At 66.8% G+C, this 23800-nt stretch carries 19 protein-coding genes; 6 read left to right on the plus strand and 13 right to left on the minus strand.

Going from position 1 to position 23800, the window contains the following annotated elements; translation table 11 throughout:
- Position 1: 1 nt before the first annotated feature.
- Positions 2-1078 (minus strand): aromatic ring-hydroxylating oxygenase subunit alpha, encoded by a 1077-nt coding sequence (locus tag U9J33_RS18440; protein WP_185999734.1) that lies wholly within the window; start codon positions 1076-1078, stop codon positions 2-4.
- 181 nt (positions 1079-1259) lie between these two features.
- Between U9J33_RS18440 and U9J33_RS18445 the strand changes: the two genes are divergently transcribed.
- Entirely contained in the window at positions 1260-1925 is a 666-nt protein-coding gene (locus U9J33_RS18445) for a M24 family metallopeptidase (protein WP_185999735.1), read from the plus strand.
- A gap of 70 nt (positions 1926-1995) precedes the next feature.
- On the opposite strand, the gene U9J33_RS18450 is transcribed toward U9J33_RS18445, so the two are convergent.
- The 6 genes from U9J33_RS18450 to U9J33_RS18475 form a co-directional block, all read right to left on the minus strand.
- Positions 1996-3642 carry an NAD(P)/FAD-dependent oxidoreductase gene (locus U9J33_RS18450; RefSeq protein ID WP_324699639.1) on the minus strand — a complete coding sequence of 549 codons (1647 nt, stop codon included), beginning with the start codon at positions 3640-3642 and terminating at the stop codon, positions 1996-1998.
- A gap of 135 nt (positions 3643-3777) precedes the next feature.
- On the minus strand, positions 3778-4893 hold the full coding sequence (locus U9J33_RS18455; protein ID WP_185999737.1) for an acyl-CoA dehydrogenase family protein: 1116 nt from the start codon (positions 4891-4893) through the stop codon (positions 3778-3780).
- Between the two features lie 7 nt (positions 4894-4900).
- Positions 4901-6076 (minus strand): acyl-CoA dehydrogenase family protein, encoded by a 1176-nt coding sequence (locus tag U9J33_RS18460; RefSeq protein WP_185999738.1) that lies wholly within the window; start codon positions 6074-6076, stop codon positions 4901-4903.
- A 60-nt stretch (positions 6077-6136) separates the two neighbouring features.
- A complete protein-coding gene (locus tag U9J33_RS18465) occupies positions 6137-7021 on the minus strand; it encodes an SMP-30/gluconolactonase/LRE family protein (RefSeq protein WP_185999739.1) in 885 nt (294 codons plus the stop codon).
- Between the two features lie 5 nt (positions 7022-7026).
- Positions 7027-7767: a carboxymuconolactone decarboxylase family protein gene (locus U9J33_RS18470; RefSeq protein WP_221937309.1), complete on the minus strand. Its 741-nt coding sequence runs from the start codon at positions 7765-7767 to the stop codon at positions 7027-7029.
- 103 nt (positions 7768-7870) lie between these two features.
- The gene (locus U9J33_RS18475; RefSeq protein ID WP_054434371.1) at positions 7871-8650 is read right to left on the minus strand and encodes an IclR family transcriptional regulator; all 780 of its coding nucleotides are present in this window, start codon (positions 8648-8650) and stop codon (positions 7871-7873) included.
- 293 nt (positions 8651-8943) lie between these two features.
- Between U9J33_RS18475 and U9J33_RS18480 the strand changes: the two genes are divergently transcribed.
- Entirely contained in the window at positions 8944-10584 is a 1641-nt protein-coding gene (locus tag U9J33_RS18480) for a long-chain fatty acid--CoA ligase (protein WP_185999740.1), read from the plus strand.
- A 1-nt stretch (position 10585) separates the two neighbouring features.
- Positions 10586-11767: an acetyl-CoA C-acyltransferase family protein gene (locus U9J33_RS18485; RefSeq protein WP_185999741.1), complete on the plus strand. Its 1182-nt coding sequence runs from the start codon at positions 10586-10588 to the stop codon at positions 11765-11767.
- A gap of 85 nt (positions 11768-11852) precedes the next feature.
- Here the strand turns inward: U9J33_RS18485 and U9J33_RS18490 are convergent, their stop codons facing one another.
- The 5 genes from U9J33_RS18490 to U9J33_RS18510 form a co-directional block, all read right to left on the minus strand.
- The gene (locus U9J33_RS18490; RefSeq protein ID WP_185999742.1) at positions 11853-12377 is read right to left on the minus strand and encodes a Dps family protein; all 525 of its coding nucleotides are present in this window, start codon (positions 12375-12377) and stop codon (positions 11853-11855) included.
- Positions 12378-12511: 134 nt separating this feature from the next.
- On the minus strand, positions 12512-12859 hold the full coding sequence (locus tag U9J33_RS18495; RefSeq protein WP_292636096.1) for a response regulator transcription factor: 348 nt from the start codon (positions 12857-12859) through the stop codon (positions 12512-12514).
- Positions 12860-12995: 136 nt separating this feature from the next.
- Positions 12996-13649: a response regulator transcription factor gene (locus tag U9J33_RS18500; RefSeq protein ID WP_185999743.1), complete on the minus strand. Its 654-nt coding sequence runs from the start codon at positions 13647-13649 to the stop codon at positions 12996-12998.
- A complete protein-coding gene (locus U9J33_RS18505) occupies positions 13646-15175 on the minus strand; it encodes a sensor histidine kinase (RefSeq protein WP_185999744.1) in 1530 nt (509 codons plus the stop codon). The genes U9J33_RS18500 and U9J33_RS18505 overlap by 4 nt, the downstream gene beginning before the upstream one ends.
- A gap of 92 nt (positions 15176-15267) precedes the next feature.
- Positions 15268-15987 (minus strand): sensor histidine kinase, encoded by a 720-nt coding sequence (locus tag U9J33_RS18510; protein ID WP_292636093.1) that lies wholly within the window; start codon positions 15985-15987, stop codon positions 15268-15270.
- Between the two features lie 230 nt (positions 15988-16217).
- On the opposite strand from U9J33_RS18510, the gene U9J33_RS18515 reads away from it, so the two are divergent.
- On the plus strand, positions 16218-17894 hold the full coding sequence (locus tag U9J33_RS18515) for an FAD-dependent oxidoreductase (protein WP_185999746.1): 1677 nt from the start codon (positions 16218-16220) through the stop codon (positions 17892-17894).
- Positions 17891-18193 carry a UBP-type zinc finger domain-containing protein gene (locus U9J33_RS18520; protein ID WP_054434618.1) on the plus strand — a complete coding sequence of 101 codons (303 nt, stop codon included), beginning with the start codon at positions 17891-17893 and terminating at the stop codon, positions 18191-18193. Before U9J33_RS18515 ends, U9J33_RS18520 begins: the two co-directional genes overlap by 4 nt.
- A gap of 137 nt (positions 18194-18330) precedes the next feature.
- On the opposite strand, the gene U9J33_RS18525 is transcribed toward U9J33_RS18520, so the two are convergent.
- Positions 18331-20046, minus strand: coding sequence for a methyl-accepting chemotaxis protein (locus U9J33_RS18525; protein WP_324699640.1), 1716 nt, complete (start codon positions 20044-20046; stop codon positions 18331-18333).
- A gap of 362 nt (positions 20047-20408) precedes the next feature.
- On the opposite strand from U9J33_RS18525, the gene U9J33_RS18530 reads away from it, so the two are divergent.
- Positions 20409-23798, plus strand: coding sequence for a glycosyltransferase (locus U9J33_RS18530; RefSeq protein ID WP_132470216.1), 3390 nt, complete (start codon positions 20409-20411; stop codon positions 23796-23798).
- Positions 23799-23800: the final 2 nt, after the last annotated feature.

Genomic DNA, 23800 nt, shown 5'->3' on the forward strand with positions numbered 1-23800 from the left:
GTCAGCAGGTGAAGAAGCGGTTGAGCCCCAGCGCCTTGAGACCGCGCCGATACGTCATCGAACTCATGTCGGCGGGAATATGCGCCTCCTCAGCCGGATCGAGGGGCAGCCATTCGGGCATCTGCGCCTCGACGATGGCCTTGTCCTCCTCGAAGATGCGCAAGTTGAAATCATAGACGTCCTGCACCGGCAGGTCGGTGTCGAAATTCCGGCCGATCGGCGCGAAGAGGCGCGTCACCCTGGCGGAAACCGGCGAAGCCGCATTCATGATGACAAGCCGGTCCTTGCCGGGGAAATGGATTTCCAGCGTTGCCGTGAACGGCAGATGGCAGCGGAAATGACGCAGCCAGTTGAAGCCCGGCACGCCGCGCTGCGACACGCCGATCGGATAGTTCCCCACGCTGCTCCAGTATTCCGCCTCGAACCCGTAATCCGTGCGCCGGGGCGTATAAGTGGGCACTTCGGCATTGTCGGGATCGGCGAAGGTCGCATGGTGGACGAAAGCGAAGTGAGCGACATCGAGGAAGCCTTCGAGCTGACGGCCAGCAAAGCCGTTGATGTCGATCCATGGACAGACGATCTGCTGGAATTCCGGCTCGTCCCAATGGGGCATGTCGGCAATGGCGCCGGGCGGAGGCGCGGTGTCTTCGGTATCGAGGCAGGTCCAGACGAGGCCATAGCGCTCCACACTGGGATAGGCCTTGAGGCTCAGCCGGGCCGGGATATCCCGCGAGGGATGTGCCGGCACATGGACGCATTTGCCGCCCTTCCCGAATGTCAGCCCGTGATAGGCGCAGACGACGCCGCCCTCCCCTGCGGTGCCCATGCTCAACGGCACGCCGCGATGAGGGCAGACATCAGGCGCGACGACGACCTCGCCATCGACACGATAGAGCACGAGAGGCTGGTCCAGCAGTTTGGCCCCGAGCGGCTTCTCGTCCACTTCACGGGACAGCGCGACCGGATGCCAGTGGCGGGCGAGGATGGCCCAGTCCTCCGGCTCGAAAGTGCAACCGCGCGGTGGCACCGCCCCGGTTGTCGGTCGTTCTAAAGTGGCGGTGCTGGCGGCGGTGGTCATGGGCAGGTATCCGGTTGCGAAAAGGCGGCTCCACCCATCCCGCGATCAGCCCTCTCTATCAAACGCAATGATTCACACGTTGCGTTGCAAAAATAAGGTACCCCGTGATGCGAGCCGCTCTTGACGGCTAACCTGCAAGCCCGCCAAACGAGCGCCCCCGATCCCTTCCTGGAGCCCGTGCATGTCCGCCACCCCTGCGAGCCGCGAAGCGGTGGGACCGCGCTACGACCTTGATACCATTCGCCGTGCCCAGGCCCGGTCCTGGCTTGCGCTGGAGAGGATTGCCGCCATCGTCCGGCCCGGAATGCGTGAAAGCGAGGTCCACGAGGCAGGCCGTGCCGTACTGGCGGAACTGGGCATGGAAATGTCCTGGCACCCCCTGCTGATCCGCTTCGGCGCCAATACACTCAAGATCTTCAGCGACCGTTCGCAGGGCGACGCCGTGCTGGCCGGAGACGATATTTTCTTCATCGACATGGGCCCCGTGTTCGACAGCCACGAAGGCGATGTGGGCGCGACTTTCACGGTGGGCGACGATCCGGAGATGAAAGCCTGCGCCGCCGCCTCGAAACAGTTGTTCGAGCGCGTCCGCACCATCTGGAACGCGGGCGCGGTGACCGGCAGCGCACTTTACGACCGCGCCGCGCAGGAAGCGCTGGCGATGGGATGGGAACTCAATCTCGACATTCGCGGACACCGCGTGAGCGACTATCCGCATTCGGTGCACAAGGGCGGGAACCTCGGAGATTTCGAAGCAGTGCCCGGCAAGGGACTGTGGATCCTGGAAATTCAGATCCGCCATCCAACCCGGCCGTTCGGCGCTTTCTACGAAGACCTGCTGGTCTGACACGCCTTCGAAACGGCAAAGGCCCCGGAAGCAGGACGCTTCCAGGGCCTTTTTTCGTAAAGCGGTGCGATCAGGCGGTCGTTTCGGGAACGCCCGCACGCTCGAAGGCGATGCCGGGATAGTCCTGAGACGCGGCCTCTTCGCAGGCTTCGCGATAGGCCTTGAAACCACCGGTATACATGGTGAGCCCGCGCGATTTTCCCGCGATATTGGTGCCGGTGTACCAGGTCTTCGCCTTGGACACGAGCGTGCCTTCGGCAAGTCCCGCCACGAGGTCCATCCAGCCCTGCTCCGCCTCTCCCGTGGGTTCCATCGCGGTCAGGCCATGGGAGCGCATGTGGCTGATGGCGTCGGCGATCCAGTTCACGTTCTGCTCGTTGATCGTGAAGATGTTGGCAAGCGCCGAAGGTCCGTTGGGGCCGCAGATCATGAAGAGGTTCGGGAAGTCCTTCATCATCAGGCCTAGGTGCGAATGCGCGCCCCCCGACCAGCGTTGATTGACCGTTTCTCCGCCGCGTCCCACCACGTCGAAAGCCATGAGCGCGCCGGTCAGCCCGTCGTAGCCGGTGGCGAGTATCAGCATATCCAGCTCGATCTCGCGGTCGCCCACCTTGATGCCGTTATCGGTGAGGGTGTGGATCGGCTCCCTGAAACAGTCCACCAGCCTGACGTGCGGCAAATTGAAGGCTTCGTAGTAGTGGGTGTCGAGGCAGGCCCGGCGTGCGAAGATCGGATAGCCGCGCGGCTTGAGCATTTCGGCGGTTTCGGGATCATTCACGACCTCGCCGATCTTGCCGCGGACGAATTCGGCCACTTCCTCGTTCGCTTCCTCGTTCTGGAGAAGGTCCGAAAACGTGCCGAGGAAGGTGTGTCCGCCGTTCTTCCAGGCATCCTCCATCAAGGAAATGCGCTGCTCGGGCGGCACGCTGAAATAGGGCCGCGTGGACGAGGGACGCACCCCGCCAAGCGGACTGTTGCGCGCCGACGCGCGCATGGCGGGCAGGTGGCGCTTGATCTGTGCCTGGTACTCCGGCGTGTAGGCGTGATTACGCATCGGCATCGTGAAGCTCGGCGTGCGCTGGAACACCGTGAGTTCCTTCGCCTCCTGCGCCACCACCGGCACGATCTGGATACCGGTGGAGCCGACGCCGACCACGCCCACCCGCTTGCCCTCGTAGCTCACCGGCTCCTTCGGCCAGCGTCCCGAGTAATACAGTTCGCCCTTGAAGCTGCCGTTCGCCACGAATTCGGGCACCTTGGGCACCGAAAGCGGTCCCGTGGCCATGACCGCGTAACTCGCCTCGAAGACCTTGCCGGTGTCGGTATGGAACTGCCAGACCTGACGGGCCTCGTCATAGGCCGCCCGCTCTACCCGCGTCCCGAACAGGTAATCCTTGCGCAGTTCGTGACGGTCGGCCACGAAATTGATGTATTCCAGGATTTCGGGCTGCGCTGCGAACTGTTCCGACCACGACCACTCCGCGTCCACTTCCGGCGAGAAAGTGTAGCAGTAATCCACGGTCATCAGGTCGCACCGGGCGCCCGGATAGCGGTTCCAGTACCAGACCCCGCCGACATTGTCGCCCGCCTCGATGCCGAGCACCGAGAGGCCCATTTCGCGCAGCTTGTAGACCATGTAGAGGCCGCCGATGCCGGCGCCGACGACAACCGCGTCATAGGCGGCATCCACCCGACCAGCGCTGTTTGCTTCAACCATTTTGCCCATCATCTCCCGGAGCATTGACCCGCCGATTATGCGGGAGGGATGGTCGGTAATCCGACCGTTTGGAGCGATGCGGAGCCAAGATCACATCCGTGAACGCGGCCCCGCGAGATGCACGTCTCCCGCGCGTCAGGCGGCGCTTGCGAAGCGCGAAAGGTGATGCTCGGCAGAGCCGTAGGCGCAATCGAGCATCATCAGCCGCTTGAGGTGGTGGCTGATGACGAGTTCGTCCGAGAACCCGACGCCGCCGTGAAGCTGGACCGCCTGCCGCCCGACGTAGAGCCCGCATTGCCCCACGCGCACCTTGGCGGCGCTGACCGCGCGGCGGCGCTCGGCCACCGGCCGGTCGAGGCTGAGCGTTGCCCGGTAGGACATCGAACGCGCCTCTTCGAGGGCGATGGCCATGTCGACCGCCCGGTGCTGAAGCGCCTGGAACGTGCCGATGGCGACGCCGAACTGCTTGCGGGTGCGCAGGTATTCCAGCGTGGCCAGATGCGCCGCCTCCATCGAGCCGACCGCTTCCGCCAGGTTTGCACAGATCGCCCTGTCCACCGCCGCCTCGATGACCGGCAAGGCCGATCCGGCGCGGCCAACGGGGATCGCACCGGTCACATTCTCGAAGCGCAGGCGCGCGTGGCGATGCTGGTCGATGGCCCGGAACCGCTCCACGGCAAGGCCGGGCGCGGCGGCGGGAACAAGAAACAGGCCGATGCCTTCCGCATCCCGCACATCTCCCCCCGTTCGCGCGGAAACGACGAACCAGTCGGCGCCTGCCCCATCCTCGACGTGAAGCTTCTCGCCGCTGAGCGTCCAGCCTTGTGGACCTTGCGTGGCGGAAAGACCGACATGGGACAGATCGTACCCACCGCCCGCTTCGAGCAGCCCGGCCGCGGCGCGGGCACTGCCCTGCGCGATCGCCGCCAGTACGTCGGCAGCCGCCGGGTCGCCGCCGATCAGGGCGGGAACCAGCACACTGCTCGCGACATAGGGGGCCGGCACGAGATGGCGGCCAAGGCCCTCCATCAGCGCCATGACGTCAACCGCCGATCCGCCAAGGCCGCCATCGGCCTCCGCGATGGGCAGCATCAGCCAGCCCAGCTCGGCCATCCGCGCCCATGTTTTCGCGGAGATTTCCTCGAAAGCGTCGATATGGCGAAGCCGCTCGGCCGCCGGCCAGAGGTCGCCGCCGAGACGGTCGGCGCTGTCCAGCAGCATGCGCTGCTCGTCGGAATATTCGAAGTTCATGGCAGCCTCACAGACCCAGCGCGCGGCGGGCGATGATGTTGTGCTGGATCTCGCTCGATCCGCCGTAGATCGAGGTGACGCGGGAATAGAGCGCGCCCTGCATCGCATAAGGCATGTCGGGGAGCGCATCCCCGTCCAGCGCCCGGAAATGCGCGGCCTCGGGCCCAAGCGCTTCCATCCACAGCGCCATGCCGCGCTGGTAGAGATCGGACCAGCGCAGCTTCACCATCGAGCCGCGCGGGCCGGAATCCTGCCCTACCGCCAGATCGGCGAGCAGCCGAAGCACCATGGTCTCGAGCGCCATCGCCTCGATCTCGATCTGGGCGAGCTGCGCGGCGAAGGCCGGGGTCTCGACCAGCGGAATGCCGCCCACGCACCGGGCCGAGGCAGCCTCCCGCACACCGTCCAGCACTTGCGGCAAATGGAGCGCGGTGGCCGAGCAGACCATCCGCTCCCGGTCGAGCAGGACCTTACCGTATTCCCAGCCGCGACCTTCCTCACCCACGAGATTGCCGACCGGCACCCGCACTTCGTCAAGGAAGACCTCGTTGGTGGTATACTTCTCGTCCATGGTCTCGATCTTGCGGATCGAGATGCCGGGGGTCTTCATATCCACCAGCAACAGCGAAATGCCCTGCTGGCGCCTGGCCTCCTGTGAGGTGCGCGCCAGCACGAACATGTGGCTGGCGACCTGGGCAAAGCTGGTCCACATCTTCTGCCCGTTGAGGATGTAATGATCCCCGTCGCGCACCGCCGTCGTGCGCAGGGAGGCGAGGTCGGAACCGGCGCCGGGCTCGGAATAGCCCTGACACCACCAGTCGTCGGCGTGGATGATACCCGGCAGGTAGCGGTCCTTCAGCGCCTGCGAGCCATATGTGAAGATGATCGGGCCGATCAGTTCGAGGCCCTGATGGAACTGGATCGGCGCACCGGCACGGGCGGATTCGCTTTCGAAGATGTAGATCTGCGCAGGGCTCCACCCGGTGCCGCCATATTCCACGGGCCAGGTCGGCGCGCCCCATCCCCTTGCGGCGAGCGCCTTCTGGTAAGCGATCAGTTCGGCGGGTTCGAGGCGCAGCCCCGATCTTACGCGGGTGAGCCAGGTATCCGGCACATGTTCGGCGAAGAAGGCGCGTACCTCATCGCGAAAGGCCAGTTCGTCTGTTGTGAAATCGAGGTCCATGCCCGTTTGACTGCACGGGGACGGGTGCCCGCTTCCAGTGTCAGCCGGGCTCTGCGGGCACTAATTCCAAGTGTGATTATCTGGAACGAAGCGCGCCTCGCCGATCCCACGTGCACCGAGCCCGGAAATCGCCAGCATCCGCCCCGCATCCGGGTGATCGGATTTCAGTTTATGCCCGGAATCGGAAATCGTCGTGACATAGAGCGTGGCCATATCCGGGCCGCCGAACGCCGGGCACGAGGGATAGGGCACCGGCAGGTCGACAAGGCGCAGCAGTTCTCCCTCAGCAGACAGGCAGGCGATCTGCGCGGAGATCACCAGCGCAACCCAGATGTGCCCCTCGCTGTCCACCGTGGCGCCGTCCGGCGCGGTGCCGGCAGCAGCAAAATCGAACAGCGACTTCATCGGCCCGAGCGCCCCGGTTTCCGGATCGTAGGGATAGCGGCGCAGCACGCCCTCCAGCGAATCCGAGACATAGAGCCAGCGCCCGCACGGCGAAAAGCACAGCGAGTTGGTCAGCCGGAAGCCATCCAGCAGCTTCTCGGCATCGCCGCCCCGGCCAAGCCGCCATAGCGTGCCCAGCGCGCTTTCCTGCCCGCCATGCTGCATGGTGCCTGACAGGAAGCGCCCCTGCCGGTCCATCTTGCCGTCATTGAAGCGGATCGCCCCCTCGCCGATCGCGGGGCGGACGAGATCGCGCACCCGGCCGTCGAGGTCGATCAGCGAGAAGCCGTCGGCAAAGGCGGCTACGAGGCCATCTTCGGCCAACCCGATGGAGCCGACCTGCCGGTCGAAAGTCCAGTCGCGCACGAGCGTTCCCGATGTATCCACGGCCATGACCCGGCCCTTGCGGATATCGATCCACCAGAGCCATTGGCGTTGCCCGTCCCACACCGGGCTCTCCCCGAGATCGCTGGCGATCGGGGTGAAAAAAGCAATGTCCATCGGCTCTACTCCTGCGAAGCGCGCATCACGGCGGGAATGCCTTCGGAACAGGCATGGAGACCAAGATGCGCGACAAGCTGGAAAACCTGAGCGATTTCGTCAACGCCCGCCCCCAGTTCCAGCGCCCGGCGCGTCTCGGTCCGCACCGCCTCCCGGCTGAGGTGCGTGGGAGAGGCGGCCAGCGCCAGACGGATCAGGGCCCGCTCCCTGGCGGTCAGGCGCGAGGTGCCGTCAGCCGTTTCAAGCAGATCGACCAGCACCCGCGCCCATTCCGGGGAGACGGCCGCCATCGCCGCCAGCCAGCCAGGCCGGTCGCCGTGCAGCGCTTCGTAGCGGTCCAGCACCCCGCCGTCCGCCTGCTCTACCGGTATCGCGCGGCCCATTGCCGCCAGTTCCTCTTCCAGAACAGACATGCCCAGCACCACGCTGTCGAGCCCCTGCATCGTCGCCAGTTGCAGGACCTCGACGAGCTCACCCGGCGTGCAGCCCACCTGCAAGGCCAGACGGACATGAATTTCCAGCCCCGCCAGAAAAAGATGCGTGGTGGAGCCATCGACAGCGACGTAGATCAGTTCGCGCATCCGCGCCGAAAGCGGCCCGACGCGCGCCGGGGTCGAGGAATAGGCGAGGTAGGCCTCAAGCCATTCGGGGCTGTGTTCCAGAAGGCCGTCGTTGAATTCGACCCAGTAGCCGCGCGCCTCGATATAGGCGCGCCTGAAGGCCTGTTTTTCTGTTTCGGACCGCAAGGCTCTCTCCCTTTTGCGCAGCCCGCAGAACGTCTGGGGGCAGGCACGGCGATGTCGAACCCGCCGTGCCTGCCCCCACAACTATCACGTCCGTGATCGCCCGCTACTCGGCCGCTTCGGCATAGTGCTGCTCTTCGCGAAAGGCCTTGAACTCGGCGATGCACTCCCGCATCGCCTCGATGATGTCGTACTGAGACTTGGCAATACGTTCGGCGAGCCCGCCCACGCCGATCGCCAGCGGAATGCCGTGGATCTTCTCGCCCAGCGAGATCGAGATCTGCGACACTTCCTTCAGCGGCTTGTGCGCGAGGTAGGCATGGCCGATCTGCCGCGTCCAGCGGATTTCCCGCATCAGTTCGGCGTGATCGAAGCGGCGCCCCTCGGCTAGCTGATAGTAATTGGTGTAACGGCAGATCTTGTCGATCTCGCGGTCCTTCATCTCGCTCATCAGGGCCAGGCCGCTGGAGGAATCTACCAGCAACCGCATCGTTCCCACCGGCGGCACCATCTTGAACTCGTGATCGGGCGCCTTAAGCAGGATGTACTGCACGAACAGATCGTTCTGGGTGGAAAGCCCCACGGTCTCGTCGGTGCGGCGCTGGAGTTCGTCCACCAGCCAGCGATAGCTTTCGTCCGAGTAGACGAACCCCGGCAGCCAGTTGCCCAGCGCGCCGACACGCATGGTGGGCAGATAGGTGCGGGTCACGCGGTTGTAGTTGAGGTAACCCATGACGACCATGGATTTCAGGAGGTTGGTGGCGCTGGACTGCGGATAGCCCAGGATCGTGTAGACCTCGTGCAGACGCATGGGCCTGCGTTCCTCGGCAAAGAGTTCGAGGACCTCAAGGGTCCGTGACGCCGATTTGACCGTTCGCCGGATCATTCTCGCCTCTCCATTTTTATCCGGAGCTTTCGCGCTCCTTTTTTCTCGTGCCGATTGGTAACGCCGTTCCGCCGGGCAAGGGAATGGCCCGCAATCGATATCACATATGTGATTCCACGGGATCGCGGCGAATGCAACTTCGCGGGTCCGGCGCATTTCGGGCCGCGACTATCCAGCCTGTGATATTCCACCGGCAGCCTGCTCCCTGCGTTGCCGCTCCCGCCCGCCGGCCACATCAAGGCCCTCAATCGCCGGGAGAAACCCGCGCGGAACGTAGAGGAGCCTGCCGCACCATGATGGGGCTGATGCAATGCCTGCCGCTGACCATCGGCAGCGTGATCGACCACGCAGAACGCAACCACAACGACACCGAAGTGGTATCGAGAGGCACAGAAGGCACGCTCGAACGCTCGACCTGGGGCCGCGTTGCCCAGCGGTCGCGCCGCGTCGCCGCCGCCCTGGAATCGCTCGGCGCGAAGCCCGGTGATCGCATCGCCAGCCTCGCCTGGAACCGGCTTCCCCATCTCGAACTCTATTACGGCGTTCCCGGCGGCGGCTATGTCCTCCACACGCTCAACCCCCGCCTGTTCGAGGAGCAGATCCGTTTCGTGCTGGCCGATGGCGGCGCGCGCATCCTGTTCGTCGATCCCGATCTTCTCCCCTTGGCGGAGGGCGTTCTTGCCATTCACGATGCGCCGGTGACCGTGGTGGTCCTGTGCGAGCGGAAGGACCTGCCGGAATCGCCGCTGGCCGATATCGTCGCCTACGAGGACCTCCTTGCCGCTGCCGAACCGCTGGCGGCCTGGCCGGACATCGACGAGCGTTCCGCCGCCGGGCTCTGCTACACTTCGGGCACGACCGGCAATCCCAAGGGCGTGCTCTACAGCCACCGTTCCACCGTGCTTCACGCCATGTCGCTCTGCTCGGCGGATTCGATGGCGCTGTCGGCGCGGGACCATGCGCTGCTGCTGCCGCCGATGTTCCACGTCAATTCATGGGGCGTGCCCTATGCCTCCGCCATGTGCGGGGCCAAGCTGGTGCTGCCCGGCAGCGCGCTGGACGGGGCTTCGCTTCACGCGCTGATCCGGGATGAGGAAATCACGTTTTCTCTCGGTGTTCCAACGGTATGGTTCACTATCCTCGACAGGATCGAGGCCACGACCACGGCCGAGGAACGCGCCGCGCTCAAGCTGGACCGCGTGTTCATGGGCGGCGCCGCCACCCCGCGCGCGCTCGTCCAGCGGTTCCGGGACCTTCTGGGCGTGGAGACGATGCAGGCCTGGGGCATGACCGAAACGAGCCCGGTCGTCGCGGTGTGCCGCACGGCAGCCCGCCACCGCGACCTTTCACCAGAGGCGCATCTGGACTTGCGCGCCAAGGCCGGGCGTTGCCTGTTCGGCAGCGAGATCGGCATCGGCGCGGAGGATGGCAGCGTCACCGGGCCCGGCGGCGACAACGTCGGCCCGCTGCTGGTACGCGGGCATTGGGTGGCCAGCGGCTACTTCGGCAAGGAGCCCGGCTCCGCGCTCGATGCCGGGGGCTGGTTCGACAGCGGCGACATCGCCCGGATCGACGGTGACGGCTTCATCCAGATCACCGACCGCGCGAAGGATGTCATCAAGTCCGGTGGGGAGTGGATCTCCTCGATCGAGCTCGAGAACGTCGCCGTCGCCCATCCCGCCGTGCGCGAGGCCGCGGTCATCGGCGTCCCGCATCCGCGCTGGCAGGAACGGCCGCTGCTGTTGCTCTGCCTCCATGAAGGGGCGAGCGTTAGCCGCGCGGAAATGCTGGCGCACCTGGCCGATCACGTCGCGCGCTGGTGGCTGCCGGACGATGTCGTCTGCGTGGACGAACTGCCGCACACCGGCTCGGGCAAGGTCATGAAGGCCGAACTGCGCCATCAATTCCGCAGCCATCTGGAACAGGCAGGCTGACATGAAGACGATCTACGCGGTATCCGCCGCCCGCACCGCCATCGGCGCCTTCGGCGGCACGCTCAAGGACAGGACGCCCGGCAACCTTGCCGCCCACGTCGGCCGCGCGGCGATCGATCGCGCCGGGATCGCGCCCGAAGCGGTGGGCAACGTGGTGTTCGGCCACGTCATCACCACGCATCCGCGCGACCATTTCGTTGCCCGCATTGCCGGGATCGGTGCCGGTGTCCCGGAGGAAGTGCCCGCGCTGACCGTCAACCGGCTTTGCGGCTCGGGGCTTCAAGCCCTGATAAGCGCCGCGCAGTCCATCATGCTCGGAGACTGCGAACTGGCCCTTGCCGGCGGAACCGAGGTCATGAGCCGCGCGGCGCATTACCTTCCGGACTTGCGCTGGGGCCGCAAGATGGGCGACGCCCGCGTGATCGACGGCCTCAACGGCGCGCTGACCGACCCGTTTCACGACATTCTCATGGGCGTTACCGCGGAAAACGTCGCACGCCGCTACGGCGTGACGCGTGAGATGCAGGATGCACTGGCACTTCTCAGCCAGCAGCGGGCGGCGCGGGCGATCGCCGAAGGGCGGTTCCGCGAACAGATCGTCCCCGTCGATATCGCCGCCCGCAAGGGCAGCGTGCGCTTCGATACCGACGAATACGTTCGCCGTGATGCGCAGCCGGAGGATTTCTCGAAGCTCCGTCCCGTCTTCGCGGAAACGGAAGGCACCGTCACCGCCGGGAATGCCTCGGGCATCAACGACGGCGCCGCCGCACTGGTGCTGGCAAGCGAACAAGCGCTCAGCGATCATGGGCTCACCCCGCTGGCCCGTCTCGTTTCCTACGGCCATGCCGGGGTTTCGCCGGAATACATGGGCATCGGCCCGGTTCCGGCGACCCGCAATGCCCTTGCCCGCGCGGGCCTGACCGTCGCCGATCTCGACGTGATCGAAGCCAACGAGGCATTCGCCGCGCAGGCCTGCGCGGTGACGCAGGAACTGGGGCTCGATCCCGAACGGGTGAACCCCAACGGCAGCGGCATCGCGCTGGGCCATCCGGTGGGCGCCACCGGCGCCATCATAACCGCCAAGCTGCTCTACGAACTGCGCCGCAGCGGCGGCCGCTACGGTCTTACCACCATGTGCATCGGCGGAGGACAGGGGATTGCGGCGATCTGGGAGCGTGTCTGAAATATCCTTCCCAAACCGATGAAATAACGCGGCATTGCGGGCATGTAACGTTCCCGTGTCCGCAATGCCGCATGGGAAGGTGGCCTCAGACGCGGCCGGTGCGGCAGCTTTCGTAAAGGAACCACGCGCGGCGCTCGGTCTCGTCGATCCATACCTCGATCAGGCTGGCGCTGGCGATATCGCCATATTCATCGCAAAGCGCGTGAACGGCGCGCATCTCGGCCACGAGCTGCTTGTTGTCGCCATGGAGTTCCGCCAGCATGTCCAGCGGATCGACATAGTCGGCATTGTTGTCGAGCAGCCGCTGGTGGCCGGAAATGTCGGAGATCGAACGGATCGTGGTGCCGCCCAGCTTGCGCGCGCGCTCGGCAATGGGGTCCGTCATCGCGAAGATCTGGTCGCCCTGCTCGTCGAGCAGAAGGTGATAATCGCGGAAATTTGGGCCGCTCATGTGCCAGTGGAAGTTCTTGGTCTTGAGATAGAGCGCAAAGACATCCGCCAGCAGCGCCTTGAGCCCGCCGGAGATATCGCGCGTCGCATCGGCGCCAAGGTCGGTGGGCGTACCCAGGCGGCGCTGGGCGGGTGTGACGAGGGTGTGCGGGTCGGACATGGGAGAGGCTCCTTCTGACGTGGCGGCGTCGGATGCCGCCAATCAGTCACCCAGATAGGCGCTGCACGGCGCCTGACCCAGCCACACCTAGGTATGGCCCGATGCCGGTATGGTACTGGCGGTATGGTCCGGTATCAGGCCAGCACCGCCTCGATCGCCGCCAGCAGCGCATCGGGGTCTATCGGCTTGGTGAGAAAGGCCGCCGCACCGCCAGCCTCTGCCTGCGCGCGCGCGGCGGGGGTGGGATAGGCGGTCATCAGGATCACCGGCTGCGTCCAGCCCTGCCGGGCCAGCTCGGACTGGAGTTCGAGCCCGGTCATCTCCGGCATGTGCAGGTCGGTGACCACGCAGGCGATCCGGGCGCGCAGGCCGCTTGCCAGCAGGCCAGCCGCGCGGTCGAAACCCAGGCCCACCATTCCCGCCGAACGCATCAGGCTGTCGAGGCTGCCCCGAACCCCGCTGTCGTCGTCGACGATGGCCACGATCGGGGGGGAGGCGGATGGATCGGGAAACGGGGCGACCAATGTTATCTCCGGCGTCTTCGGGCGGGGCCTTGCCCTCGCCCTGCTGGCCCCCCCTTGCCCAGTTGGCCCGGGGCGAGCACGCCCGCCATCATACTCAGGTGTTATAGCGATGGATGGATTCGTCCCGCACGCCCAGCATCTCGGCCATGCGCACCAGATCGGCGAGCGACTGCGCCGCCATCTTGCGCATCACGTTTCCGCGATGGATCTTCACCGTGATCTCGGACAGGTCGAGCCGGGCGGCAACCTGCTTGTTCATCAGCCCGGTCACCACCAGCGCCATGACTTCGCGTTCGCGCGGCGTCAGGCTCTCGTATGTTCCGCGCAGGAGCGTGCGGCCCTCCAGTTCGGCGCGGCGTGCGCGGTCGGAATCCAGCGCCGCCCGGACTGCCTCCAGCAATTGCCCATCCTCGAAAGGCTTGGGCAGGAAATCTATCGCGCCCGCCCGCATGGCCCGAACGGTCATCGGAATGTCGCCATGCCCGGTGATGAGGATCACCGGGATCGCCAGCCCCTCCGCCGCGAGCCGCTCCTGGAAATCGAGCCCGCTTTCGCCCGGCAGGCGGATGTCGAGCACGAGACAGCTCGCCACCTCGGGGCGGCGGGCTGCAAGGAACTGTGCCGTGGAGGCGAACAGCGCGACCTCGAACCCGCTTGCCCGCAGCAGGCTGCCGATGCTGCCGCGCACTTCGGCATCGTCGTCCAGCACGCAGACCAGCGCGGCCGTTTCGCTTCCGTTACCCGTCATGCCGGCACGATCTCCATTTCCATCCTCGCGGGAAGGCGCAAGCGGAACGTCGCGCCGCCTTGCGCATTGTTGGCGGCGGTCAGCGTGCCGCCATGCTGTTCAGCGATGGAACGGCAGATCGCCAGCCCCATGCCCATGCCTTCGCCCTTGGTGGTGAAGAACGGGCGGAACAGCGCTTCCGGGTCGCCCTCGATCCCGGTGCCGCAATCGGCGATCTCGACCGTAACCCCGCCCTGCCCGTCCGGCGAGGCGCGAACCGCCAGCGCGCGCCGTTCGGGCGCAAGCGGCGCCATCGCCTGTTCCGCGTTGAGCATGAGGTTCATCAGCACCTGCTGCAACTGCACCCTGTCTCCCAGCAGCTCGGGCAGGTCCGGCGCCAGCACGATGTCGAGCGCGACGCCCTTGGCCTGGAAATCGCGCCGCAGCAGGGCCGCCGTCTCCTCCACGAGCGGGGGAAGCGCGATGCCTTCGCGCTTGGGATCGGCCTTGCGGGCGAGTTCGCGGATGCGGGCGATGACATCGGCGGCGCGGGTGCCGTTGCTCGTGATATGGTCGAGACAGTCGGATACTTCGGCGGCTGAGGGCGCCTCGCGCTCCAGCCAGCGCTTGCCAGAGCGGGCATATGTGATGATCGCCGAAAGCGGCTGGTTGACTTCATGCGCGATAGACGCGGCAAGCTGGCCCAGCGTCGTCACCCGCGACATGTGTGTCAGCTCCGCCTGAGACTGGGCGAGCCGCGCCTGGGCGCGGTTGCGCTCGGTCACGTCGAGCGCCATGACCAGCACGCGCTTCCACCCGCCGTGATCGGGCGGCAGCGAGACTTGCAGCAGCACGTCGATCACCTCGCCCGCGCGGGTGACGAAGCGGGTCTCCTCCTCGATCGATTCCGCGCCGTCCAGCAAGCCCGAATAGATGCGCGACAGGGACTCGAAAGCCGCCGCGGTCGCGAATTCGCCGATGGTGCCGCCGATCAGTTCGGCCCGGTCCGCCAGCCCGAACAGCCGCGCCGCGGCATGATTGGCGTTGCGCACGCGCGCGGAACCGAAGGCCATGTCGACCATGCCGTCTTCGATATCAGAGCCTTGCAGCGCGCCGAACAGGCGATAGGCGCCCGACCAGTCTGATTCCCATATCGGAAAGCCCGCCGCCGAGAAGATCGTGCGATAGCGAGCATCGGAACGCTCCCGCTCCGCCCCTTCGGCAAGCTGGCGCAGGAACAGGACGGTAGTGACCAGAAGCGCCACGAGGCTCACCGCAAGCCGCATCGCGGGCGAACCCATCGGCGCGCTCCAGTGCGAGACGCAGTAGCCCGCGAATGCGAGCACCGCGCAGAACACCGCCGCGAACAGCACCAGTTCGCGCGACTGGGTGCGGCCCACCAGCACCACCACCGTGGTATAGAGCACCGCGACCGCACCCTGGAACGGGCTCAGCACGTCAAGCGCAAAGATCCCCAGCGCCAGAAGAGCGGCCGATAACGCATAGATCTTGCTGACCAAACTTCTTGCCTCGGCATCGCCGTGCATCGCCGCCTCCTGCCAGGAACCGTACCGGGGCCTGACGGGGAACGTGCCGGGGAGTTTTCCGGGGCGCAACCACAACCTTCGGTTAGGTCCGCTCATGCCAGCGGGACGGCAAGGACCACGCGGGTGCCGGGGCGGGCATCCTCCCAGACCAGCGCCGCGCCGATCCGCGCAGCCAGCATCGCGATCAGCCGGGCACCGAAACCGGCGGAAGGCAGCGCGCCGCCGTGCCCCGCGCCATCGTCCTCCACCGTCAGCCTCAGGGCATGAGGCCCTGCGAGGCTCAGGCCGATCCGCACCTCGCCGGGCGCTTGCGCGGCATAGGCGTACTTGCAGGCATTGAGCACGCATTCCGATGCGATGAGCCCCATCGCCGCCGCGAGCCGGGCGGGCACCAGAACAGCATCCGAACGGACCCGCAACCGCCGCCCGGCCGCCGCGTCGCAGCACCCCGCCTCGATCTGCCGCGCCAGCGTGCGGAGATAGCCGCCGATATCGACCACGGCCGAAGCCGCCCCAGCCCCTGCCCCTGCCCCTGCCCCTGCCTCTGCCGTCCGCGTAAGCTGGCGGTGGACCCCGGCGATCGCGCCGATCCGCCCCAGCATCCGGTCCAGTGCAAGCCCGGCTGCAGGATCGGAAACCTCGCGCTTTTCCGCAGCGATCATCGCCATGAGAAGCTGGAGATTGTTGGCGATGCGGTGATCGCTTTCCTCGGCCTCCAGTGCGGCTTCCGGCCAGGCTTCCCCGCTTCCGGGCAGCGGCGCGGCATGGCGGGCAGGACCTTCCCGGTTCGGCGTGCGTTCAGCCATCGGCATCGGGTTTTCCTCCTGGGCTGGCCGCTCGGGCCGGTTGGGATGAGGACTTTTCGCCGCACCGCCCGCGTCTGGCCATCATACGCAGGTTTGGGGGCTTAGGCGGTTTGGGGCTTGGGTTCGGGCCCTTAAACCTGCGTATGATGGCGCGGGATGCCGCCCGGCCCGATAACCATCGGTACACGGCGGCGCAGCCCGTCCGACCATGTCCAGATTTCGCCTTGGAGACCGGCATGAGCACGATCGAAACCCGCGAATACCAGATGTTCCCCGTGCTCGCCCCCGCCGAGATCGCGCTTGCCCGCCGCTTCGCCAGCGGCCCGGAGCGGCGTTTCGAGCCGGGCGAGACCGTATATGCCATCGGCGACCGCGAAGCGCCGACCTGGCTCGTGGTCAAAGGTCAGATCGAGGTGCTGCGCCGCGACGGGCTCAATCTCGACGGTTCCGGGCGCGAGGTCCACCTTACCACGCACGGCCCCGGCCAGTTCACCGGCGAGATCAACCAGCTTGCGGGTCGTCCCTCGATCGCGGGCGGCCGGGCGGGCCCCGAAGGCTGCACCGCCCTGCCCATCGATGCCGCGCACTTGCGGGCACTGATGATCGGCTCGGCCGAACTGGGCGAGAAGGTCATGCGGGCGCTTATCCTGCGCCGTGTCGGCCTGATCGAGGAGGGCGGAGCGGGAACCATCCTGATCGGCGTGCCGGACAGCCCGGACGTGGTGCGCCTGCAGGAATTCCTGCGCCGCAGCGGTTATCCTTTCCTCGTGCTCGACGTGAGCGCCGATGCCGAAGGCAAGGCCATGGTGGAGCGGCTGGGCGTGGCGCCCGCCGAATACCCGCTCGTCGTCTGTCCGACCGGGCCGCTGCTGCGCCGCCCCCGGAACGAGGAACTGGCCGCCTGCCTGGGGCTCACCTCCCATATCGATCCCGAGACCGTCCATGACGTGGCCATCGTCGGCGCGGGGCCGGCCGGGCTGGCGGCGGCGGTCTATGCCGCGTCCGAAGGGCTGTCGGTGGTGGTGCTCGATGCGCGTTCGATGGGCGGGCAGGCAGGCGCCTCCGCCCGGATCGAGAATTACCTCGGTTTTCCCACCGGCATCTCCGGGCAGGCGCTGGCCGGGCGCGCCTTCAACCAGGCGCTCAAGTTCGGTGCCAAGATCGCCATCCCCGTCGCGGTGGAGAAGCTGGAACGCCGGGACGGACACTTGCAGCTCGCCCTTGCCGGGGCGCGAAAGGTGCAGGCGCGAACCGTGGTCATAGCTTCCGGCGCGAAATACCGCCGCCCCGCCATCGCCGGGCTGGAGCGTTACGAGGGTTCGGGCGTGTTCTACTGGGTTTCGCCGATCGAGGCGCGGCTCTGCGCCGGAGAGGAAGTCGCCCTGGTGGGCGGGGGCAATTCGGCCGGGCAGGCGGTGGTGTTCCTGGCCCCGCAGGTCAGGCGGCTTCACCTGATCGTCCGGCGGGAACTGGCCGAGACGATGTCCCGCTATCTGGTGGACCGCATTGCCGAACTGCCCAATGTCGAGGTCCATGTCGCCGCCGAAGTGGTGACGCTAGAGGGCGACGAGACGGGCCTGCTGTCCGGCGTCGAAATCCGGCACAATGCCGACGGTTCGCTGCACCACCGGGCGCTGCGCCACCTGTTCCTGTTCATCGGCGCCGATCCCAATTCCGACTGGCTGCCCGGCGAGGTCGAAACCGACGGCAAGGGCTTCGTGCTGACCGGCCAGGGAGACCGGGGGGCGCAACCGCTCGAAACGGGAATGCCCGGCGTATTTGCCATTGGCGACGTGCGCGCCGGCTCCACCAAGCGCGTGGCTGCCGCGGTAGGCGAAGGCGCGGCGGTCGTGGCTCAGATCCATGCCGCGTTCAGCCAGGAACTTGCTGAAAAGACGGAGAAAGCATCATGACCGGCTGTTCGCATAGCATGACGATCAACACCGTGACGCCAAGCGCGAAAGGCTGCGAGGAATGCCTGCGGATCGGCAGCCCCTGGGTTCACTTGCGGCTGTGCCGAAGCTGCGGACACGTCGGCTGCTGCGACGATTCTCCGCACCGCCATGCCCGCGCCCATTTCCGCGAAACGCATCACCCGATCATCGAGGGCTACGATCCACCCGAAGGCTGGGGCTGGTGCTATGTCGACGATATCGAAATCGACCTGCCCGACCAGACACCGCAATGGGGCCCGATACCGCGCTTCTATTAGAAACGCGGTATCGGAACGGTGCTTATCCTCCCCCGAAGCGCCGTTCCGCCTCAGCCGGGCAGTGGAGGCGATATCCCTCCCCCGACCCTCGCAGCCGCTGCCCGGCGCTTCTTCGTCATATCCGGCGTCTCGCCCGATCAGGCGACCTTGAACTGCGAGGCATGGGCGGTCAGCCGGTCCACCTCGTCGGTCAGGCTGCGGGCTGCGGCGGAGGCCTGCTCCACCATGGCCGCGTTCTGCTGCGTGGCGATATTCATGGCGCCGATGGCGGCGGTAATCTCGCTGACCGACGTGGCGGAAGCGCGGTTGCCGGCCGCCATCCCGCCCAGGAGCTGATGGACCTGGCCGACATCGCCCGCGATATTCTCGAAGGCGCCGTCCACCCGTTCCACCGCGCCCACGGCGGTAACGATCTCCGCCTGGGTAACGGTAAGTTGCTCGCGCGCGCTGCGGGCCTCTTCCTCGGAACGCATGGCCAGCGCCGAGACGAGATCGGCCACGACCGCGAAACCGCGCCCTGCCTCCCCGGCCCGGCCCGCCTCGACGGCGGCATTCATGGCAAGGACGCGGGTCTGGAAGGCGATCTTGTCGAGCCCTTCGATGACGCTGTCGATGTTGGTGGCGCTTTCGGCCACGCGGCGCATCGCGCCCACCGCTTCGGCGGCAACGTCACGGCCACCGCCGACCGTGGCGATCGCCTCGTCCGCGCGGGCAACGGTCTGGCTCGCGGCATTGGCGCCCGCCTTGAGCCTATTGTCGATTTCGGCCAGCGCGGCGGAACTCTGTTCGAGGCTGGCTGCGCTGGCCTCGGTCCGGCGGGCGAGATCCTCGGAAGCCTGCGCGATCTCGAACGAGCCGCCCCGGATCGCCGCCGTGCTGGCGCTGGCCGCGCCGATCAGGCCGCGCAGTTCCGAAAGCGCGGCATTGTAGTTGCGGCGCAGCTCCTCGTAGCCGTCGGGGAAGGCGCGGGCGATTTCCGCGGTGAGATCGCCCGAGGAAAGCTCCGCAAGGCTCGAAGCCAGCGTCTGTACGACCTGGCGCTGCTGCGCGTCCGCCGCTTCCTTGGCCATCGCCGCATCGCGGAACACCACGAGGGCGCGGGCGATCCCGCCGATCTCGTCAGGCCGGTCCGTTCCGGTGATCTCGATGTCGAGCTGGCCTTCCGCCAGATGTCCCATCGCCGCTTCCGCCGTTTCGAGCGGTGCGAAGAGCTTGCGGGCGCCGCGCATGTAGCCGGCGGCCGCCAGCGCGGTCACCAGGACGGCAACCAGCAGGATATTCCAGCCCAGGCTGTTCACATGGGCATAGAATTCGTCGGCGGACACGCCCACGAACAGGATGCCGATCACTTTGCCGGACCGGTCCTTGATCGGATCGTAGGCCGCGAAATAGCGCTTGCCGAGGATTTCGGTCTCGCCGCGATAGGGCTTGCCGGCGTCCAGCACCTCGTCGTGCACCGGACCTGCGGCCAGACGGCTGCCAAGCGCGCGGCCGCCCTGCTCGTTCAGGACATTGGTGGCGACGCGCGTGTCGCCCATGAAGATCGTGGCGGTGCCGCCGACCAGTTCCTTCATGCGGTCCACCGCTGCGTTATTGTCGTTAAGCACGACCTCGCCGGCGTAGAGCCTGCCTTCGCGCAGGCTGTTGTCCAGCCCGTTCTGGCGGAGCACGGACCAGGCCACGCGCATGTTGGTATCCAGTCGTTCGGTGCCTTGCTCGCGCGCGCTGCTCACGAGCAGGAACCGGGTGCCGAGGAAGATCGCGGCCGACAGCAGGACAAGCGCGGCGACGGCCATCAGGGTAACCTTGGCCGAAAGATGTTGTCTGTTCAGGAATTCACGAAAACGTGTCATGACGAATTCTCTGCTGGGGGGAAGAAGAGAGCGAACATCGCATTCGAATGGAGCTGATCTTCCACGCGAAACCGCGATTGCAATCGTTATAGGACGGCTGTCCGGCTTCAGGACTCCAGCCCGCCATTTTCCGCCGAAAATGCGTTTGAACCGGCCCCGGCATCAATTCGGAAACATGAATCTTTTGTAACCTGGCCTCCACGCGGGCTCCATGCCCGCCGGGTTAGAAAGGCCGTGCGGTCCGGGAACCGTTTGTGACATTCGCACCCTCGTCATTGCCTCTGGTTCCCGGCCCGCACCCCCAAATACCAAATACTCCGGGCGGCGCCCCCCGCGCCGCCCGGATCTTTGCGAGAAACGCAGTGGCAGCACCCGTCTTCTTCGATCCCACCGGCAACCGGCGCGTCCGGGTTCGCCGCATGGGTCTTTTCCTGTTGCTCGTGGCTCTCGCGGCCTGCGCGATCTTCGCGACGACCGTTGCCAGCGTTCCCGCCCCGCCGCCGCTGCCGATCGCCTACGAGCACGCCTCGCCGCTGCCGTTCCGCGCGCAGATCGGGCACCTGACCCGCCGCGCCCGCAAATTCCTGTTCGGAAAGGCCACCGTGCCGGCGCCCACCCCGGGCGCCAAGCCGATCACCGTCGGCTTCTACACGCCGTGGAGCGATGACAGCGCCACCTCGCTCGAGCGCCATATCGACCGGCTGGACTGGATCGCCCCGGCCACGCTCTCGGTCGACGGGACCGGCGCGCTCAAGATCGAGGACGACGCCCGCCTCGCGCATATCCTCGCCACCGCGCTGCACCGCCCGCTGGTGGTTCCCGTGCTGCAGAACACCCTCGACGGCGAGTGGCAGGGCGATGCCGCCGCCGCCCAGCTCGCCTCGCCCAGCCGCCGCCATGCACTGGAAGCGCAGGTTTCCGCCTATCTAGACAAGACCGGCTACGCCGGCGTCATGGTCGACTTCGAGACCATGCCCGCCGCCAGCCTGCCGAACCTGCGCCTGTTCCTTGGCGAGCTGCGCGCGCAGCTGGCGCCCCGGCACCGCATCGTCTCCGTCACCATGCCGATCGACAATCCCGAATGGTCGCCCCGCGCCTTCGCGCAAGTTGCCGACCGGCTGGTGCTGATGGCCTATGACGAACACTGGCAAGGCGGCACCCCCGGCCCGATCGCCTCCAACCCGTGGTTCGCGCAGAAAGTCGCCCATGCACTGGCCGGGCTGCCGCGCGGCAAGGCGATCATCGCGCTGGGCGAGTACGCCTACAACTGGCACGACGGCAAGGCGGACAGCATGACCGTCGAGGAAGCCTGGCTCGACGCGCACGACAGCACCACCGCGCCCCAGTTCGACGCGATGAGCGGCAATGCCGGCTATTCCTACGACGATGCCCAAAGCGACGGGGATCACCGCCACGACGTCTGGATGCTCGACGCCGCCGCGACGTGGAGCCAGATGAAGATCCTCTCGCGCCTTGGCGTGGGCGACATCGCGCTCTGGCGGCTCGGCTCGGAGGACCCCGGCTTCTGGAACACCGTGAAGGCGTGGCGCACGCACAGCCTGCCCAACCTCGCTCACCTCGTGCAGGCCGCCAATGTCGATGTGGAAGGCCAGGGCGAGATCCTCGACGTGACCGCCACCCCGCAGGACGGCAGCCGTGCCGTCACCTTCGACAAGACCACCGGGATGGTCTCCTCGGAGCGCTATGTCCGGCTTCCCACGCCCTATGTCGTCCACCGCACCGGCGCGCTGCCCAGGAAGCTCGCGCTGACGTTCGACGATGGCCCGGACCCGACCTGGACCCCGCGCATCCTCTCGATCCTGGAACAGTACCACGTTCCCGGCACCTTCTTCATGGTGGGCGAGAACGCGCTGACCAATCGCGACCTCGTCAAGCGCATCGCCGACGATGGCGACGAGATCGGCAATCACAGCTACACGCACCCCAACATGGCCGAGGAAGCCGCCACCGGGATCGGCCTCGAACTCAACGCCACGCAGCGCCTGATCGAGGCCACCACCGGCCATTCGATCCGCCTGTTCCGCGCGCCCTATTTCGGGGATGCCGAGCCCACCACGGCAGACGAACTCGTCCCTGCCGCCATCGCGCGCCAGCACGGCTATACCGTCGTCGGCCTGCACGTCGATCCGGACGACTGGAAGCGCCCCGGCGTCCAGCACATCATCGACAGCACCATCCAGCAGGTGGAATCGGCCTCGCCCGACCGCTCGGAGAACGTGATCCTGCTGCACGACGGCGGCGGCGACCGTTCGCAGACCGTGGCGGCGCTTCCCGTCATCATCGAGCGCCTGAAGCAGGACGGCTACACGTTCGTCCCCGTCTCGACGCTCGCCGGTCTCTCGCACGACGCGGTGATGCCCAAGGTGGACGGCGTGGACCTCTTCGCCGTGCGCGCCGACGTGGCCCTGTTCGGGGCGCTGGCGGCCATTCTCGTGGCGCTGAACTGGACCTTCTTCTTCGCGATCTCGCTGGGCGTGCTGCGTTCCGTCGGCCTCGCCTCGCTGGCCAGCCTGCTGCGCCGCCCGCAGCCGATGGACGCGCCGGAAGACACCTGCGCGCCGCTCGTCACCGTGATCATCCCCGCCTACAACGAGGAGCGCGTGATCGAATCCTCGATCCGGCGCGTGCTCGAAAGCGACTACCGGCAGCTCCAGATCATCGTCGCCGACGACGGATCGAAGGACCGCACCAGCGCCATCGTTGCCGAAGCCTTTGCCGGCGATGCCCATGTCGAACTGCTCACCCTCGTCAACGGCGGCAAGGCGGCCGCGCTCAACCGCGCGCTCAGGGATGCGCGCGGCAGCGTGATCGTGGCGCTCGATGCCGATACCCAGTTCGAACGCGAGACGATCTCGCGCCTCGTGCGCTGGTTCGCCGATCCCGCCATCGGCGCGGTGGCGGGCAATGCCAAGGTCGGCAACCGCGTCAACCTCGTCACCCGCTGGCAGGGCGTGGAATACGTCACCGCGCAGAACCTCGAAAGGCGCGCGCTGACCCGGCTCGATGCGATCATGGTCGTGCCGGGCGCTGTCGGGGCGTGGCGGCGCGAGGCGCTGGACGATGTCGGCGGCTATCCCGAAGACACCCTGGCCGAGGACCAGGACCTCACCATCGCCATCCAGCGCAAGGGCTGGAAGATCGCCTACGACGAGGACGCCGTGGCATGGACCGAAGCGCCGGAAAGCTTCAAGGCCCTGTCAAGACAGCGTTTCCGCTGGTCTTTCGGGACGCTCCAGTGCCTGTGGAAGCATCGCGGCACGCTCAGGAAGGGCCGTCCCTCCGGCCTCGCCTTCATCGGCATGCCGCAGGCCTGGCTGTTCCAGATCGTCTTCGCGGTGATCTCGCCGGCGATCGACCTCGCCCTGCTGATCTCGATCGCCGGCACCGCCCTGCGCGTTTCCCAGCACGGCTGGGCCCAGACCCAGACCGACGTGCTGCGCATGGGCGCCTACTGGCTGGCCTTCACGCTGGTGGACCTCGCCTGCGGCTGGATCGCCTATCGCCTCGACACCCGCCGCGAACGGTTCCGCCCGCTGCTGCTGCTGGCCCAGCGCTTCGTCTACCGCCAGCTCATGTACAGCGTGGTGATCCGCGCGGTGGGCGCGGCCTTTGCGGGCAAGGGCATCGGCTGGGGCAAGCTGGAACGGACCGGCCGCGTCAACGCCAGCCCTGCGGCAACCACCGCTTCGCCTGCGGTGGCAGCGCAGCCGGAACTGGAAGCGGTGCCATAATC

Source organism: Novosphingobium sp. RL4 (assembly GCF_035658495.1).
Taxonomy (GTDB): domain Bacteria; phylum Pseudomonadota; class Alphaproteobacteria; order Sphingomonadales; family Sphingomonadaceae; genus Novosphingobium.